The organism is Roseimaritima multifibrata (genome assembly GCF_007741495.1).
GTDB classification, from domain to species: domain Bacteria; phylum Planctomycetota; class Planctomycetia; order Pirellulales; family Pirellulaceae; genus Roseimaritima; species Roseimaritima multifibrata.
Genome location: NZ_CP036262.1, coordinates 591,867 through 609,438 on the forward strand (window position 1 = coordinate 591,867; position 17,572 = coordinate 609,438).

Annotated in this window: 12 protein-coding genes; 2 read left to right on the top strand and 10 right to left on the bottom strand. The window is 54.0% G+C overall.

Going from position 1 to position 17,572, the window contains the following annotated elements; genetic code table 11:
- The first annotated feature begins 70 nt into the window (after window positions 1–70).
- Window positions 71–7,882, top strand: a complete 7,812-nt coding sequence (locus tag FF011L_RS02280) for a dockerin type I domain-containing protein (protein ID WP_145349889.1) — start codon at window positions 71–73, stop codon at window positions 7,880–7,882.
- Between the two features lie 141 nt (window positions 7,883–8,023).
- Here the strand turns inward: FF011L_RS02280 and FF011L_RS02285 are convergent, their stop codons facing one another.
- The 6 genes from FF011L_RS02285 to FF011L_RS02310 all read right to left on the bottom strand — a co-directional run bounded on the left by FF011L_RS02285 (window position 8,024) and on the right by FF011L_RS02310 (window position 14,483).
- Window positions 8,024–9,979, bottom strand: a complete 1,956-nt coding sequence (locus tag FF011L_RS02285; protein WP_145349891.1) for a fructose-bisphosphatase class III — start codon at window positions 9,977–9,979, stop codon at window positions 8,024–8,026.
- 534 nt (window positions 9,980–10,513) lie between these two features.
- Window positions 10,514–11,248 carry a sensor histidine kinase gene (locus FF011L_RS02290; RefSeq protein ID WP_145349893.1) on the bottom strand — a complete coding sequence of 245 codons (735 nt, stop codon included), beginning with the start codon at window positions 11,246–11,248 and terminating at the stop codon, window positions 10,514–10,516.
- A gap of 145 nt (window positions 11,249–11,393) precedes the next feature.
- The gene (locus FF011L_RS02295; RefSeq protein ID WP_145349895.1) at window positions 11,394–11,789 is read right to left on the bottom strand and encodes a hypothetical protein; all 396 of its coding nucleotides are present in this window, start codon (window positions 11,787–11,789) and stop codon (window positions 11,394–11,396) included.
- Between the two features lie 119 nt (window positions 11,790–11,908).
- On the bottom strand, window positions 11,909–12,121 hold the full coding sequence (locus FF011L_RS02300; RefSeq protein WP_145349897.1) for a hypothetical protein: 213 nt from the start codon (window positions 12,119–12,121) through the stop codon (window positions 11,909–11,911).
- 737 nt (window positions 12,122–12,858) lie between these two features.
- Window positions 12,859–13,314 carry a c-type cytochrome gene (locus FF011L_RS02305; RefSeq protein WP_145349899.1) on the bottom strand — a complete coding sequence of 152 codons (456 nt, stop codon included), beginning with the start codon at window positions 13,312–13,314 and terminating at the stop codon, window positions 12,859–12,861.
- 200 nt (window positions 13,315–13,514) lie between these two features.
- Complete coding sequence (locus FF011L_RS02310; RefSeq protein WP_145349901.1) at window positions 13,515–14,483, bottom strand: CNNM domain-containing protein; 969 nt, start codon at window positions 14,481–14,483, stop codon at window positions 13,515–13,517.
- A 174-nt stretch (window positions 14,484–14,657) separates the two neighbouring features.
- Between FF011L_RS02310 and FF011L_RS02315 the strand changes: the two genes are divergently transcribed.
- The gene (locus FF011L_RS02315; protein WP_145349903.1) at window positions 14,658–15,584 is read left to right on the top strand and encodes a PAC2 family protein; all 927 of its coding nucleotides are present in this window, start codon (window positions 14,658–14,660) and stop codon (window positions 15,582–15,584) included.
- Window positions 15,585–15,680: 96 nt separating this feature from the next.
- Here FF011L_RS02315 and FF011L_RS02320 read toward each other — a convergent pair whose 3' ends face one another.
- The 4 genes from FF011L_RS02320 to FF011L_RS02335 all read right to left on the bottom strand — a co-directional run bounded on the left by FF011L_RS02320 (window position 15,681) and on the right by FF011L_RS02335 (window position 17,485).
- Window positions 15,681–16,151 carry an Hsp20/alpha crystallin family protein gene (locus FF011L_RS02320; protein WP_145349905.1) on the bottom strand — a complete coding sequence of 157 codons (471 nt, stop codon included), beginning with the start codon at window positions 16,149–16,151 and terminating at the stop codon, window positions 15,681–15,683.
- 91 nt (window positions 16,152–16,242) lie between these two features.
- Window positions 16,243–16,635, bottom strand: a complete 393-nt coding sequence (locus FF011L_RS02325) for an Hsp20/alpha crystallin family protein (protein ID WP_145349907.1) — start codon at window positions 16,633–16,635, stop codon at window positions 16,243–16,245.
- A 126-nt stretch (window positions 16,636–16,761) separates the two neighbouring features.
- Window positions 16,762–17,187 carry an Hsp20/alpha crystallin family protein gene (locus FF011L_RS02330; protein ID WP_145349909.1) on the bottom strand — a complete coding sequence of 142 codons (426 nt, stop codon included), beginning with the start codon at window positions 17,185–17,187 and terminating at the stop codon, window positions 16,762–16,764.
- A 10-nt stretch (window positions 17,188–17,197) separates the two neighbouring features.
- The gene (locus tag FF011L_RS02335) at window positions 17,198–17,485 is read right to left on the bottom strand and encodes a hypothetical protein (protein ID WP_145349910.1); all 288 of its coding nucleotides are present in this window, start codon (window positions 17,483–17,485) and stop codon (window positions 17,198–17,200) included.
- Window positions 17,486–17,572: the final 87 nt, after the last annotated feature.

Here is a 17,572-nt window from a genome sequence, read left to right on the forward strand (position 1 = left end):
TTGGTTGCCTCTGGTTATTCGCTAGAGGGGGGGCGTGGTGTTGCAACTTTGATTTTTTCGGGAGATTGGTATGTTGATTCGGAGCGAACGCTTATCGAGAACCTCGGTTGGAATGAGGCGAACCGAGCGTCATATTCGCCGCCAACGTCGTCTGATAGTGGAATCTCTGGAAGATCGGCGATTGCTGGCGGTGTTTACCGAAGGCATCGATTTCTGGGGGCCTCAAGGACCTCAGCCGACGATTAATGCTCAGGTCGAAAACATCCCCAGCACGGGCGCTGGTGCGAATCCTGTTGTTGGTGCCGTCCACACGGTCCTCCCCGATCCGACTGACGCAGATGTCCTGTACCTAGGCGCGACGAACGGCGGAATCTGGAAGACCACCGACGCGACTGCAGCCAGTCCAACTTGGACGCCACTTACGGATCAGTTCGCGTCATTGTCAACCGGAGCGATGGAGTTTGACACGACTGATGGTACTAACCAAACGATTTTGGTTGGCATCGGACACACTAGCAGTTGGAGCAGGATCGGCGGCGCGCTGACCGGTCTGTTGCGGACAACGGACGGTGGAGCAACATGGGATCCGTTAGGTCAAGATGATTTGATCGGTCGAAATGTTGTTGGTGTGGCGATCCGTGGCAACACAATGGTCGTGGCTGCAAACAATTTTGGTGGCGGTGTGGGGGGAGGGATTTATCGTAGCGATGACGGTGGTGTGTCTTTCGACTTGGTTTCGGGCACTGCAGGTTTGCCGACGGGTGCTGCGTTTGACTTGGTCAGTGACCCAACCGATAGCAACCGACTGTATGCATCGGTAAGCGGCATTGGATTGTTTCGAACAGATGACCTCGGAGTCACTTGGAACAACATCACGTCAGGGGATGCATCGCAAAACGCCGCTTTTACGGCGCTGGGGAACAATAATGGCGAAATGTCCGTCGCTTCCAATGGACGCGTGTATGTGGGCGTGATCGCAAATGGACAGCCCAATTACCTTGGCTATTCCGATGACCCCACATCTCCTGCGCCGACTTGGATGGAAATGGATTTACCGGTTACGCAAGAAAGTGACGGTGATTTTGAAGGACTTAGTCCTCGCTCCAAACCTGGTGGCCAGGGGGCCATTCACTTTTCGATTTTGGCCGATCCTAATAATCCAAGTATTGTCTATGTCGGCGGTGATCGACAGGATTCACCATTCGTTAATGCAATCGGCTCAAATAACTTCACAGGCCGCTTGTTCCGAGGCGATACTACGATCGCATCGATTAACCCTGGATCGACAACAAACATTCTGTCGCCCCAGTGGGAACATTTAACCAATGTGCAAGATATGGGGTTCGTTGATGGCGGGACGGCCAGCAATAGCTCGCCACATGCGGATTCGAGAGAAATGGTATTTGATGCCAACGGAGATTTGATCGAAACCGACGACGGGGGGATTTACCGACGGACTAGTCCCACCGACAACACCGGTGACTGGTTTTCCCTCGTCGGCAACCTCCAGATCACCGAATTTCATGACATCGCCTACGATTCAAATTCGGATATTATTATCGGCGGTGCTCAGGATACCGGAACTCCCGAGCAAACTGCCACGGGTTCGCTTACCTACGACAGTGTGACGCAAGCCGATGGTGGGGATGTTGCTGTCGATACGCTTGTCGGAGGTGGCAACTCCCTGCGGTACGCGAGTACGCAGAACTTTACGACTTCGTTTCGCTACCGCGTTTTCGACGCTGGAAATAGTCAGGTCGGTGCGACAGTCTTTCCATCGCTGGCGGTCGGCGGCGGGGGGGCTGCGATTACCAGTCAGTTCGCAACTCCCGTCATCACCAATGCGGTTGCTCCGAACCGCTTGATTTTGGGCGGCGGAAATTCGACCTATGAATCGATGGACCGCGGCGAGAATCTGACCGAGATCGCGCCAGGGTTGGTCATCAATGCGCCTGGTAATGGAGACCGAGATGGGATTCCTGTGGTTTACGGGGGACGCCTGAACAACGTGGACAATCCTGAAATCCTGTACGTTGGCTCAGGCAACCAAGTCTTTTTGCGAACCACTGCTGCCGGGCCATTGAATGCCACGGCAGCCTTGCCTGCGGGGGCTACGAATGTTCAAGGGATTGCCGTCGATCCAGAGAACTGGATGACGGTTTACGTCGTCGATTCGGACCAAGTCTTCCGTAGTTTCGATGCGGGGGACGCCTGGGAAGAGGTTTCAGGGAACCTCAATGATTTCTTGTTGCGAACGGTTCGTGTTGTTAACGGACCGGGAAGCGACGCGGTGCTGGTGGGCGGTGCCAACGGCGTTTATCGAATGCTGACAACCAGTGACCAAGTTTGGACCGAATACGGTGCGGGACTGCCAAACGCGCCAGTGTCGGAGCTAGTTTACGACACGACCGACGACCTGTTTCTTGCGGGGACCTTGGGAAGGGGAGCCTGGACCGTTGACTCACCCATCAATTTGTTCACACCAAGCGTGCTCACCGTCTGTGGCGACGACGATCACCTTAACCAAGACGATCAGATTCGATTGATGCTGAATGCGGGAAACCCGACACTGCTGGATGTGTTCGTTAACAATCCGGGGACCGTCCCCGATTTTCAGATGCCGATCGGGTTATTTCAGCAGATCAACGTTTTTGGAGTCGGAGGAAATGATGAATTGATTATCGATTCTTCAAACGGTTTGCTAAGCCTGCCTATGGGGATTCGTTACAGTGGTGACGGCGTGTGTACAAGTCGCGAGGGTGACGCTGCGGATCCGATTGTTGGACTAGATAGAGGTTTTGATAGGCTGACGATTACGACGGTAGACAGCGGAACCGAATACGTCAGTGAAGAAGTCGCAGTCGGTCAGCTCCCCGGTTCAGGACGACATTCGATCAATGATGCGTCGGGCAGCCAAGTCGTTTGGTTTGAAGAACTCGAACCGGTAACGACGATCGTGAATGCGGCAACGTTTGCGATCACCAGCATTCCGGGGCTCGCCAGTTTGCTGCAAGACGACAACCATGTCACCTACGAAGCGCCGCAAATCTTGCCGGCGCCTGCAGGACGCGTGACGGTCGACAACTTTGAACCAATCGAGTTTTCCAATAAGGCGAACGTGACCATCAATCTCGGTTCGGGGGACGATTTCTTTGTCGGGAATCACAACGGTTTGCCGACCGGGCTAGAAACTCTCACGGTTAACGGCGATGCAGGCGACGATTCCGTTCAATTCGAAAACATTCCCGACGCGAGTTCGACCTCGTTTGTTTCGGTGACGATCAACGGAGGTGTCGGTGACGACTTGCTGGATGCTCGCGAGGTACAAGTGGAAACAGCGTTTGCCTTGCGTGGAGATCAGGGCCGCGACACGTTGGTCGGCGGGCGAGGCGATGATTCGCTACAAGGTGGCGACGGTGACGACTTGATGGTCGGCGGCGATCCACGGGCGTTTGCTGCGGGATTTTTGATTGGTGACAACACGTATGACGGCGGCGCTGGTTTCGACCAAATGGGCATTTACGGGACGGATCAGCTCAGTCCGTTTTTCGATGATGCGATTGCGGTGACGCAGAGTAGCACCTCGTCGCTGGTTCGCAACTTTAACGGCAACTCTGCGATTGAAACGTTTAGCGGGCTTGAGGAAGTTCGCATCGATTTGTTTGCTGGTGATGACCTGGTGACGATCAATATCGACGATTCGCTGTTCGATATTGGCAATGACCCTCGTCCCGACGTGTTGCGATACCATGTGGTTGGGGGAGACTCCAACACTGGCGATTTGTTGCGGGTCGTTGACGATGGGATTGGCGATACCATCCTGCAGAGAATCGCTCATGATCGTCAATCAGGTACCTTTACGATCGCCCCAAATCACTCATCCGTGACGCCTTTCGCGATGCCTTCGCAAATTGTCTATGAGGGTATCGCGTTCGCTGAAGTTGCAAATGCCGATCCGGTCAGCGGTGGTACCGGCACGGACGGTGCGGGACGTTGGGTGGTTTTTAAACCTGATCCCTTTGAGTCCAACAACACGCTTCCTAACGCCACGTTCTTGGGGGCGGGAGCCACGATTAACGTCGATCCAACAATTGATGGATCCCTGGCCTTGGACCGCGACTTCTATCAAATCACGGCCGCCTCCACTGGCGTGCTTGATTATCGCGTCTATTTTGAAACCCTTCCTACGCTCGCAAATGGTCGTGGCGGGTTGCCGGGCAATGGCGAATTAAGGGCGCGAGTCTACGATTCAGACGGAACGCTCGTTGGCGTCAGCACCAATCTGTTGGATGCTGCTGGCAATATGATCGGATTAAGGTTCACGCACGGTGCGGTCGAAGATCAGACCTATTACTTGCGCGTCGAAGGACAAACGAACGCAGCCCTCAATGTCTATAGCGTTGCGGTTGAAAATGAAGTGGCGCCGGTCCCTTCGGTTGTCGATTTGCAGGCGGCGTCTGATTCGGGACGCCACGATAGTGATAACATCACGAACGTCGTTACCTCCACCTTCGACATCCTTTTAGATGACGATCGATTGGACACTTTTCTAAATCTGGATTTGTTGCCCGATACGTCCGATGACAATACGGCCAATGCCGCGTTCGACTATGGCGTCGAAGTCTTTAACAACGAAGTCTCGCTTGGCTTTGCATTCTACACCGGTGTTGGCAACACTTGGCGATTCACGGCCGCCCCTGGTGATTTGCTGGAAGGTCACAATAACTTTGTTGAAGCCGCCGTCTGGGTCCGCGACAGCGCAACGCCTGAACAAATTGGGCGTGGCGAATTAGGTGGGACCCTTCAGGTGACGTTAGATACGGTTGCTCCTCCTGTCAGTATTGTCGGTATCAATCCAGGGCAGACCGACACCGGCGTTATCCCCCAGGCTCTTACCTTCACTGACCGGATTACCTCCGATGCGGAAACAGGTTTCTGGGGAATTGCCGAAGCCGATGCGATTGTGCGTCTGTATGTGGACGGACTTCAAACCATCAATAATGACAATAACCTAGTCGACAATCCTGGCGAGTTTCGATTGACTGTTGCCTCCCCGCTTGACGGTGATGAGGTTTTCGAAGTGGGGCAATGGCAAGCTAGCTTTATCCGCAATCTAAATGACCCTGCGTTCTTTGATTACGATGGCCTTCGGGAGGTGCTGGTCACCGCCGAAGACCTTGCTGGAAACGTGAATACAGTTAACGATGCCAATGGAGATGACGGGCAAGTGCTCGATGTTTTCATCGACACACAAGGCCCACAGGTTACGGATATCGAGATCACGGGGCATTCGGCTTACGATTTGTTCGATATCAAGCCGGCACAAGGTCCGACGCCGCTTGTCAATGCGCTGACGGTGTCCGTGCAGGACTTGCCGGATCGCATCATTCAATTTCTCTATGACGCTTTGGAATCGGAGACGGCCAATAGTCCTGGCCATTATCAAGTCATTGGGGATCACAATGGCAGCATTGCTATCGATAGTGTCGCGTTCACACCCGATGTGCCTGTCCCCGGTAGTCCAGCGACCGGAAAAATTCAGATCAATTTTGCCAATCCCCTGCCCGATGATCGATTTACGTTAACGATCTCCGATGCAGTGGTCGATCCTGCGGGCAACGCCTTGGACGGTGATTCCAATGCCAGCCAACCCAACGAAGCTCCGGTATTCCCAAGCGGCGATGGTCAACCCGGCGGTGACTTTGTGGCTCGCTTTACCGTGGATTCTCGAGCCGAAATCGGCACCTTTGCGTTTGGAGGCGTCTATATCGACACCAATGGTAATAACGTCTTCGATCCCGAAGACATCAATAGTGACGATACCAATGAAGACATCGTCTACAAGCTGGGTTTCCAGACCGACAACGTATTCGCGGGTAACTTTGTCGCCGGTGCGGGGGACGTCGCCGATGGCTTCGCTAAGCTGGCGGCTTATGGTCAAGTCGCTGGTCAGTTCCGCTGGTTGATCGATACGAATAACAATAGCGTCACCGATTTGGTGGTCGCCGATCCTGCTCAGGTGAATGGTCGTCCCGTCGCTGGTAATTTTGATGGCAACGCCGTCAATGGCGATGAAGTGGGATTGAAGGACGGCACGATTTGGTATCTGGACACCAGCCATGATTTCCAGGTCGATACCACGCTCAACGGCGACATGGTTGGCCTACCAATCGTGGGCGACTTCGACGGTGACGGCATCGACGATTTGGGAGCCTGGGCCGATGATGTCTTCTCACTGGACCTGAGCGCCGACGGGATCGACGGCTTTACGGACCAGCAGTTCACGTTTGGCTTCCCCGGGGTTCGCGAAATTCCCGTCGCTGCGGACTTCAACGGCGATGGACTGGATGACATCGGATTATGGAATCCCGATGGCGGTGGCGTAGCTCCTGGCGAGCAAGCGGATTGGATGATCCTGCTCAGTCAACCGGCATCGAACGTCCAGTTGGACACAGGCGTCTTTAACGGGGTGGATTCGATTAGTTCGGCCAATCCGCAAGGAACCTTTCTGGCGGACGACTTTGTCCCCGTCGACCCCAGTCAAGAGTATCATCTGTCCGGTCAGGCTCGATCTGGCGACGGAGTGGGTGGCCAATTCGAAGCGAATAACCGCCAGTACTTTGGCTTTGCCAGCTACGATTCCGATCAATTACAAATTGTTCCGTTCCATGTGAATCGGTTTGCCAATGCGGCCGATACGCAGCTAGCCGCACCGCTGAATCCGGGCGATACGCAAATCGTTCTGCAAGATGCGAGCGGCTGGGCCAACGCTGGGGCCGCCCATCATCGCAGTCTTGCCTGGTACGGGTACACCAACAGCGATGGCTATACCTATCCCGACTACACCTACACTCGTAACGTAGCCAGCAATTTGACGACCGGCCTGTGGAGTGCTGGCGGGATTGCGGGGAATGTGATTACGCTGAACCAACCTTGGGCAGGACCTGCGATTCCCGCCGGAATGGCGGTTCGCAATACGATGTCTGGTGGGACGTACAGCTACGCTGCACTTTCCTACCAATCGGTTCCCGAACAGTGGACAGAGTATGGCGCGACGCTGTCGGGCAGCGGTATGGGTCTTACCCAGTTCCGCCCCGGTACAGCCTTTATTAAACCGGTTATGCTGACCAACTTCGTTGCAGGTTCGACCAACCTGATCAACTGGCGAAACGTAGAAGTCAGTGTATCCACCGCGGCAGTGCCGGTCACCGATCGGATTGTGCCGAACCCGCAAGGGGCTGGCAACGTGATCGATTTTACTCCTGAACCGTTTGGCCCTGACTTGTATGCCAGTTACGGAGATGCTTTTGCTTTGCCGGTTGTTGGTAACTTTGATCCGCCCGTCGTCCCCGCGTCGGGATCGATCGATCCCGTCGTGGTCGTCGGACTGAACGCCACGAACGCTGTGGATGCTTACGATGTGGATGGCAGCGGGACTGTGGAGCCGAGGGATGCTTTGGCGGTGATCAACTATCTGAATCGTCACGGTAGTGGTGCCTACGGTGAAGGCGTGCAAGTTGAAGCGAGCGGGATCCAACAGAGCTTCGGTGCAATGCCGGACGTCAATGGCGACGGCAGGGTCGAACCTCAAGACGCACTGCGAGTGATCAATCGACTGAACCGTTTGAGCCGCGATGCTGCGTTGCAGGGGGAGATCGCTGCAGGACTTTCGGCGACGGTGACAGCAGAGGACAAGGACGCTTCGCTGCAAGCCGGCGATGAACTTGCCGTGCTGGACGCCTCGACGCGCAAGTTGACGCAGTCGGACACCGCGGAGGTCTTTTCGCAGTGGCCCGTGGATCTAACGATCGATTCGAAGTTGGACGATGATGAAGAAGTTGATTTGGAGCAGCTGGTCGATTTGATCGCCCTGGGACTGTAGGGTTCAGGCGATCCTGTTCACGGAGACAAGCTTTTCGATGCTTGTCAGCGCGTGGTCAGGCCCAAAATTTCCACCGTCTGGTGACGATAGCTACGTTTGCCAGAGGGTGGTTCTCCGTCAAGGGACAGGGATTGAACGGCGTTAGGCTCCCCGTTCGTGCAAGCGATTCGTTTGATAGGCTTCGATCAAACGCTTGAGCATCTGGATTCGATATCGAATTCGCTGGCCACGTTCGGTGTCGCCTGTGCATCGTGGAGAATCGTAAACACGGATGTTCTGCACCTTCGGCACAATGTCGACTCCGTCTCGGATCGCTGCTTCGACTGAGTCGAAATGGGAGTGTTGTGCTAATACGATGCGATTGGGTTCTAACACCAACGTGTAACCGTAATCGCCATAAGCTTCCGAGAATGCTCCGTCGATGGTGATCGCTTTACCGCTCCGCTTGAGCGGCGATTCGCCTTCTTCGACCTTGACGGGGACGTGTCCGTTGACAATTAAACCGCCTGCGGTCTCCATACCAAATTCGGTCAACACTTTATCGCAGAAGTCTGTTTCGTGGATCAGTGAGAAATAGGGGTCCTTTATCTCTCGATGAGATGTCTTGTCTGCGATGAAGTCGCGCTCCAGGGTGGCGATTCGGTCTTTGCCGAAAAGTGGAGACCGTGGCCCGCTCCAGAGATACCAGAGGAAATCCAGGTCGGATTGTTCTGAGTCGACAATCGCGCGCCTGACCACCTTTTCGATTTCTTCAAACAGTTCGCGACCCGACAACGCTTGCCCATCCACTTCAAGCGGAAGAAAGTTCCCCTCGGCATCGACGGGAACACACCCATGAAAGATCAGGCATTCGTCCCGTTTTAGATACATTGAACCATGCCCAACCATGAACCGCATTTGCTCACGCAGCTTTTGGCTGTTTAGGAAGGAGTGCTTAAGACATGTTAGGCAACTCGCTTCTTCTTCGGATAGCTGGTACGGGTTTTCGGGATCGACGGTGGGGAAGTTTGTATCGAGAAGTTCATAGGTTTTGCCGTCGATGATGATGGTTCCCTTTTCGTGATCGATGCGGTGCATCAGCCGTCGGTGGTCCAAGTCCCAGTTTGGGTTTCGCTGGATCATTTGACCTTCCAGCTTGAATTGCATCACCGCAGCCGCCTTTTGCATCCTTGCGACCACTTCGTTTGGTCGCATCCCTTCCCCTTTGGGCATGAAGTGTTCGGCAGGGTCGTTCGCGTAGATCGTTCTCGCTAGATGTTCCAGTGGCGTTAGCGGTACGCTGTATCCTTCATCCAGTTGTCCTAGTCGTCGGTACCTCAACGAGACCCGCAGGACCGTGCAAATGAGTGCTTCGTGGCCGAGCGATGCGCCCAGCCACAGAACATCGTGATTTCCCCAAATCAGTTCGACGTTTGGCTGCAGGCGGAGGTAGTCCATCACGCGATCGCCGCGTGGGCCTCGGTCCCACAGGTCACCCGCAATAATCAGTTCATCAACTGCAAGGTTGCGAATAAGACGCCCGAGAAGGTGGATCAAATGTAACGCTCGATCGCGTCGGACAAGTTCATTAAGCATCGCCCCTACAAACTCGGGGCCCCGTTCGGTGGAAGGGGCATGCATGATTTCCAGTAACAGTTCACGATACTCGGCCGGGAACACGTCGGTTGCCAGTCGCAGGCTGAAATTGGAAACCAGGTATCGCAGCAGTTCAAGTTGTGGCCCTAGCATCCGCAGTGCGTATGCTCGAATTTCGTCAGGATGAGTCAACGTTTCGCCGACTCGTTTGGTCACCTCCGCGGGATAGAAGGTGAGCGTCAGAAACTCTTCCATATCCTCATCGTTCATGCTTCCTGCAAACAGTTCTTCGATCAGCGGTCGCAGGGTTCCCGAAGCATTGTTGATAATGTGCTGAAGTTTTTTGTCTTCACCATGAATGTCGCTGATCACATGCACTACTCCTTTGGGCAGTGTCTGCACGGCGGTAAGTCGTGCGGATTCAGCGATCGCCGCGTCGACATTTGGGTACTGCACCGCGAGCAACTCCAGGATGGCGAGGTCGGCTTCAGGACGTTTGAAGGAGTGAGAAGGGTTTTGCACAGAAGAGCTCGGTCCAGAATAGAACGTTTAGTACTAGAAATCACGTTTTCGCGGTCTCATTCTATGCCACTTCGCAGGATCGTGCTCCCGCAGGTTCGAGCACTAAAAACTGAACGGTCTTTGCGGCGGCAATCACCTCGCCCATGCGGACTTCTTCACGTATGCCGCGTATCCTCGTCTGCCCGAGACGAGGATTCTCGCCGTTTACAAGCACGAATCGCAAGCGAGTATTCAGGACCGTCACGAATGCGATTAAATTGACTGGTTTACGGGCCGGAGGGCTCGCGCCCTTCCGCTAAGAATTTGAGTTCGTGATCACATCTCAGCGGAAGCATGCTGGACCGGCAATACGTCACCAATGAATTTCGCGTCCCGAGCGAAAGGCGACAATCGGTAAATCGATAAGCCGAAGAGTCTGGGCGATCTGCGGTTGGTTGATGGCTGTCCGCAGCTTCTTTTTTACCGGGACCGGAGCCAATTAACTTACTTCGCTGGCTCGGTTGATTGCTGCCGTGCTGATCGGCAGGTGCGTTCTTATCGCGGAATGAGCACTTGCACCTCGACGCCACCGCCCGGATGGTTTGCTATGTTGATTTCGCCGCCGTGGGCTTTGACGATCCGCCGGCTGGTGGCCAGGCCCAATCCCACGCCCCGTTGCTTGGTTGTCACGAACGGTTCAAACAGTTGGCTTTTAATCGAGGAATCCAATCCGCTGCCGTGGTCACGAATTCGGATTTCTATCGCGGGCTGGTCATCAAGTTCGATTTCGTGGCAATGCACTTCGATCCGAGTGTCGTTGTCGCTCGCGGCGATCGCATTGCGGAACACATTTCGCAGCACCAATCGCAGCTGCGTCGAATCGACCATCGTTTTGCCGCAGGGGGGCTTCTCAATGAAATCTAACGATGCGCGTTTACCAGCAACGGAACCAGCCACCTCATCAAACACCGACTGGCAGAGCTGTTTTAGATCGGTCAGCGAGTATGTCAGCTTAATTGGCGTGGCGTACGTTTTGACGTCTTCATACGTCTGGTGCAAATCTGCGAGCGCGAGGTGGATGCTGGCGGTCAGCTTCTGTTGCTCCTCATCATCGCTCGCGCCCAGTTCAAGCAGTTCCAAGCACGACTGAGCGCGTTGAATCGCATTGCGGCTTTCATGAGCCAGCCCGCTGATCATTTGCAAAACGGCCGATAAGCGTTCGGCTTCGATCCGCTGGGTATCTTCGGCATTGGCATTTTTCGCAGTTGCATTTCTGGATGAAGATGACATGAGGCAAAACCAGGACGGCTAGCCGTCTGCAAACGAATGTTTTTCTAAAACGGCCTGACAAGGAGACGGCAAAGATCGGCCCGATCCGTCAAATCTTTCGGATCCGACAACTCCGACCGATCATGCTGCCCCAGCCGGTCGCAGACTACCAACTGCCACCGGATGAACCACCTGACGAGCCGTGACTTCGAACGCGGTAGCCGCCGCTGCTGCCACCACTACTTCCGCCATAACCTCGGTATGCGCTGGTGTATCCGCCCGAGCTACCACCGTTGCTGCCACCGGAACTCCCATAGCTCGCGCGGCGGGCAGCGGCGCGACTACGAATTCGCGAGACAATCCCGCCAGAACTGCCGCCGCTGCTGCCGTAGCTTCGCGAAACGTAACCGCCACTACTGCCACCTGAACTTGCGTAGCTGGCGACACTCCCGCCGCTGCTACCGCCTGAACTTCCACCACTGCTACCCCAACCAGCGTCGGCGGTATTGCTCAACGCTACCATTGCGATAGACATAGTGATTGTTAGTGCAAGTTTCTTCATGAGCTGAATTCCTTATGGGTTTAATCTGAACTGGTTCTTCGATTCGACAAGTAGCGAAAATCTCCAAGAATTTCGCTTGGGTGCTGATTGTGGATCGCCGAGACTATTGACGACTTCCGCTACGGTTTGCTTTCTTCGGTTGCGGGTTTTTCTTTCGACGTGTCGACCGTCGTTTTCTCGGCCGTTTCGTCTGTCGCTGGTTCCGTCACTTCGGGAGTGTCCGCTGAGTCGGCTGTCGGCGTTTGGGCTGCTGGTTCGCTGGCCGTTTGGTTGCAGCCGATTAGTCCCAGTAAGCCAGTGCACAGCACGCACGTGGCTAGCAAATGTTTCATGTCAGTATCCTTTCTTTTGATGGAGCATTGACCGCGTTTGCACAAGCACAAGCGATCCTCAAAAACTTTTCGACAACGAATAACACTGCGAGGTAAAGTACCGTCGTTGGTATAAGCACGTCGCATGCCGAAGAGTCGACATATGCTGGTGCACTTGAGTTGACATCGCGTTTGAATCTCCATTGCACGAGCCATATCATGCTGGTCGGGTGCTTCGGGAAGAGTGTTTGCAAAAAAGATAGATATGAATACTGCTACCTACTCGCAATCCCGTATCCATCCAGAGGAACCGATGCGCACATTGTGGCACGCCACTTCCGCACAGGCGTGCGTTTGATACCCGTGGTGTCGTGTTCGTCGGCGACAACATTCAATCTCAAATGCCCTCGCATATAACTCGACGCCAACACTGCGTCGAAGAACTTGAAACCAACATGGCGAACTGCTGGCACCAACTCCATTTCTGCGACCGAAGGCGAGGTAACCGAGTCAGGTTGCGTTTGACGTTTTTAATAGATGACGGAGGCCAAACGTTTGGGGGCGCTCGTTCAATTTCGAACCTTGCCTTGGCATTCATCGATCGAAGTGCTTTGACAGGTGCGGAATGCCATCATGCCATTTCTGATCGGCCGTTGTACGTCGATCGCGCGCTGGCAACAATGCAGCATCACATGCCCCGGAAAACGGCCAAGTGATGGCATGGCTTGAAGGTCGGATTTGTGCTGGAGCAACGCGAATCAGTAGAAATAGGGACCGTACGGCGTTGGAGCGGGCTGGACGACCGAGTAGTGCGATTCTAGAAAGGTCACAATGTCGACCAGTTGTTGGATCGTCATTTCGTCGTTGTATAACCTCATTTTTGACTGGCCGTCCTGTGCCACGTCTTCTTCTTCATATCCTTTTGCAAATCGGTGCGACGGGTTGATGATCGATGTAACCAAGTCGCCGTAAGTTTGAACTTTCGTTTTGGCACCGCCCAATGCGATGATCTTTTGATCCGTTAACGTTTCGGTATCATCAAATGTCACACCTGCGACGGTGTGGCACGCTTGGCAATTTAGTTGTGCAAACGTTTGTTGTCCTCGCTCGATGTTTCCCTCGGGCAACGTAAAACCTTTTCCGGATTTGGGGTCGGGCGTGCATCCGGCTTGTGCGAGTAGGAGCAAGCCAATGGCAATCATGCGGACATTCATTTCAGCAACTCTCGAGGTAAACGGATTGTGATGCGAATTCGTTGAACCGCAATCTCTGTGCCGGTTTCCGTCGCTTTCAACGCGATTGGGATCCGATATGAAAACAACTCCCGCGGGAGCCTGTCCGCGGCGGTTGCTGGCATGTTCGCTTGCGGGACAGAGTATGTCAGCGTTGCCGCGACAAATTAGATCGATTTGTTCTACGCCGTATCCTTTTCGTCGTCGATTTCACCGACCAGCTGTTCCAGCACATCTTCCAGTGTGACGATACCGAGAGTCTTTCCGGCGGATTGGACCACGGCAAGATGCACACGTTGATCGCGAAACAGGACTAAAAGGTCATCGCTGCGAGTTTTCGCGTCAACGATCATCGGATCAACCACCAGCGAAAGCACTGTATGCTGCGAGTCGCCGTGAATGATCGCCTTCAGCAAATCTCGACTGAGCAAGATGCCTTGAACATCGTCGATGGTCGAACCGAATACGGGGTAACGCGAAAATTCGCTGCGCTCGACTTCCGTTACAGCTTGTGAAATAAGACTCGATGCCGCGATCGCTCGGACCTGGTCGATCGGTGTCATTATGTCACATGCCATGCGATCATTGAGCACGAACGCACGGTGAATCAATTGATTTTCATCGGTTTCAATGTGCCCGGCTTGATGCCCCATGCGCACGAGTGATCGAATTTGTGACTCGGTACCGAGTTGCCGTGTGCCCGGCGTAAATCGCTTGGTCAACCAACCCAGTGGAATCACCAGCGGAAACAACACGCGCTCGCTTGCCAGGATTGTAGGAGCGGAAAGTCGGGCCACCAAGGGAGCGAAATGGTTGCCGATTGCTTTGGGAAGAATCTCCGAAAAGACGATCGTTCCCAGCGTCAACACGATCGTCACCACCACGACTCCGCGTGACGAGAATAATTCGAACGCTTGGTGGCTGACGATCACCGGTCCGAGCACGTTGATTGTGTTGGTGGCGATCACGATCACTACGACCGCATCACGAATGCGGTGCTTGACTTCACGTAGGCGTTTCGCGCCGTAGCATTGCTGATGAATCAGCTCCTCGACTTCCGGTCCCGTCACGCTCAGCATCGCGGCGTCGATCGCAGCCATCAGGCCCGATAGTGCGAAGAAAATGACAATCATCAAGATCAGTGTTAACACTTCGCATCCTTGGTAGCGGAAGTCGAGATGACTTTTGTTAAGTAACGCCGAGACTGGGTGATGAGAATATAGTGTGCGGGAATGGCGGATGCCTGAAACGGACGATGCATATATTGCAACTAACGGACCGAAGTGGCCTGTTTTTTGCTCTCCTCACGATACGGAGGTTTCCCAATGAATGACTCACCACAACTTAATCGTCCCTGGTTGATCGCTGTCTGGCCTGGTATGGGGCATGTCGCCTTGAGCGCCGGGTATTACTTGATGTCCAAGTTGCGTATGAATCTGCTTGCCGAATTCGAAGCGAGCGAACTATTTGACGTGGACGCGGCGATCGTGAAAAACGGATTGGTACAAAAACCGCAGCGACCGCGTAGCCGCTTGTTCGCATGGAAGGCGCCCCCAGGGGGACGCGACGTGATCGTGTTCATCGGTGAATCGCAGATTCAGCAGGACAAACTGGCGTTTTGCGAGCAGTTGATCGACTTTGCTCGCGATCAGGGCGTCGAACGGTTGTTCACTTTTGCCGCGATGGCAACCGATATGCAGCCCGGAACCGATGCCCGCATTTTTGCAGCCGCAACTCAGCAGTCACTGCTCGATGAGATGAGCGGCTTTAACGTGCAAGTCCTTGATGATGGACACGTCGGCGGACTTAACGGTGTGTTGTTGGCGGCGGCAGCGGAAAAAGGAATGCCCGGCGTCTGCTTGCTTGGCGAGATGCCACATATTTTTGTTCAGTTGCTGTACCCGAAAGCATCATTGGCGGTGCTTCGTGTCTTCTTGAAGATGGCGGAGATCGATTTGGACTTGGCTGAATTGGCACAGCACTCTGAGCAAACAGAGCATCGGTTGGGACAGATCGTCGCCGAGATGCGGCGACGCTTGGAACCGGAACCCGACGAGGGTGAAGAGACGACGGGCGAAGATTGGAAATCGGCGTCACAACTTTCACCCGAAGATGAACAGCACATTGAATCGTTGTTCAAAATCGCCGCGGCAGACCGAAGCCGGGCGTTCGAGCTAAAAAGCGAACTGGATCGACTAGGTGTTTTTGAGGACTACGAAGACCGGTTCCTGGATTTATTCAAGACGCCCTAAGGGAGCGAAAGTCGCAAAGAGTTTCGGCCCGCATTCCTAAAAAAAGATCGGCCGGATCCTATTGATCCGACCGATCTTTTGCCTCGCGAGCTCGCGTTACTTCGCTTGCACTGCGATTCGTTTTGACTTCGCTTCTTCGCCCTTGGGCAGGTGAACCTCCAAGACGCCGTTCTTGTACTTGGCTTCGATTTTTTCCGCTTCGATGCCTGCTGGTACGCTCATTGCGCGGTAGAATTTGCCGTAGCTGCTGTAGTGACCGTTGCCGTTTTCGTGCGTTTGCTGCTCGGTCTTGTGTTCGGCTTGCATGACCAATCGCCCCGCTGACAAACGCACGTCGATTTCTTCGGGTTCAAAGCCAGGAGCTTCGGCACGGACAACGATTTCGTTTTCGGCATCTTGCACGTCGCAGCCCCAGCCTTGGTTCCAGGCGTCATCCAAATCGCCGGCCCACATCTTGTTAAGCATGCGATCAAAGTTGGCACGGAGCTGTGCCAATTCGGTCTTGGGGTCGACTTCCATCATTTCGGTGTCGTTCTGGTTTGTCCAAGGGATTAGGTTTTTAAACATGGTTAGATTTCCTTAAAGGTTCGTTTGGTATTCAAGAAAACACTCAGAATTAACAGATTGAACTAATCGGTCCGATCTTCGCTTGCGACAATCAGATCGCTTTGACGGTAATTCGCTTGGGCTTGGCCGCTTCCGCTTTGGGCAAATGCACGATCAAGACACCGTTGTGAACCTCTGCATTGATCGCGTCAGCTTCAATCGACTCGCCGATCGTGAACGTGCGTTGAAAATCACCAATACCATATTCTTGATGCAGAACTTGCAATTCTTGATTGCGGGCCGCAACCTTGCCGGAAATATGGAGTTGCTCGTTCTCGTAGCGAATGTCCAATTCGTCTTGTTGGACGCCTGGCAAGTCGCCGTAGAGTGTCAGTTCGTTCTCGTTTTCGGTGATGTCAAAACGAGGTTGGAACAACGGTACCTGACGAGTCGGTTCGGCCGAGGCTTGCGCAGGAGTGGTTTTTGTAAGTGTGGTTTCTACCATGGTATTGGTCCTCGTGGTTTAGGTCGTTTAAGTACGGGCGGTTCGGTCACAAATTTGAACCGATCCGTCTGTTCGAAAAGGGGAATCCATCGAAACGGCCAGACCAAGCTGACCGATCTTGCTTTTCTAACCTGCTGCGACTTCAATTCGTCGCGGTTTGGCTTCGGGCTTTTTCGGCAGTGTGATCTTTAGCACGCCAGCGACGTACTCCGCAGTCGTCGCATCGCCATCGACAAGCGACGGCAGTGCGATCATTCGCGAAAAGCGACCGAAGACTCGTTCCTCGCGGTGCCGCGCCGTCGTTCCGCCATTGGGTTGCTTGCGTTCGCCCTGCAGCGTCAACTGGTTTTCAGCATTGACAAACAACTCAAACTGGTCCAGCTCCATGCCAGGAATCTCAGCCTCGACGTATAAGTTGTCGTCGTCTTCGAGCACATTGATTGCCGGATACGCTTGCGGCCGAGTGAGCGACCCGTTGCCGCGACCAAACAGTTGGTCCATCTCGCTTTGCAGTCGGTTAAGTTCGCGCGGCCAAGTGAACTGAAACGCCATCTTGTTTCTCCTATTGAATTGGTTTCGTAGCGGAAGCCGTTAAGGCTTTCGGCGGACACATGACGAAACTCATGTCGAGTTCCACTATCAAAAACCGTTCGCAATTTTTGTACCAATGTCTATTCCGCACATCGTCCTTTCCATCGCGGTCGTGTGAGCCGCTGGCCAGGAAGACAGCTCTTTTGCTGCGTTGTTCCGGCGCTCGTCCAATTTCTGAAAGCAAGTCAGCAATCTGTTTGGACGCGCCCAGTGCATCGACTTGTTCAGGTTTCACGATTGCAACGTCATCGGTCACCATTTCCAGGTCGCTTTGCTAGTAGCGATCGTCGGGGTGAGATTGGGAGATGGAGCTCAGGTTGTTAGGCGTTGGCTGCATCCCTGTCCA

Excerpts from the sequence above, each read along its gene's own strand:
- FF011L_RS02280 (WP_145349889.1), top strand. The coding sequence starts at position 71 with ATGTTGATTCGGAGCGAACGCTTATCGAGAACCTCGGTTGGAATGAGG.
- FF011L_RS02290 (WP_145349893.1), bottom strand. The coding sequence starts at position 11,248 with ATGTCATCTTCATCCAGAAATGCAACTGCGAAAAATGCCAATGCCGAA.
- FF011L_RS02295 (WP_145349895.1), bottom strand. The coding sequence starts at position 11,789 with ATGAAGAAACTTGCACTAACAATCACTATGTCTATCGCAATGGTAGCG.
- FF011L_RS02300 (WP_145349897.1), bottom strand. The coding sequence starts at position 12,121 with ATGAAACATTTGCTAGCCACGTGCGTGCTGTGCACTGGCTTACTGGGA.
- FF011L_RS02305 (WP_145349899.1), bottom strand. The coding sequence starts at position 13,314 with ATGAATGTCCGCATGATTGCCATTGGCTTGCTCCTACTCGCACAAGCC.
- FF011L_RS02315 (WP_145349903.1), top strand. The coding sequence starts at position 14,658 with ATGAATGACTCACCACAACTTAATCGTCCCTGGTTGATCGCTGTCTGG.
- FF011L_RS02320 (WP_145349905.1), bottom strand. The coding sequence starts at position 16,151 with ATGTTTAAAAACCTAATCCCTTGGACAAACCAGAACGACACCGAAATG.
- FF011L_RS02325 (WP_145349907.1), bottom strand. The coding sequence starts at position 16,635 with ATGGTAGAAACCACACTTACAAAAACCACTCCTGCGCAAGCCTCGGCC.
- FF011L_RS02330 (WP_145349909.1), bottom strand. The coding sequence starts at position 17,187 with ATGGCGTTTCAGTTCACTTGGCCGCGCGAACTTAACCGACTGCAAAGC.
- FF011L_RS02335 (WP_145349910.1), bottom strand. The coding sequence starts at position 17,485 with ATGGTGACCGATGACGTTGCAATCGTGAAACCTGAACAAGTCGATGCA.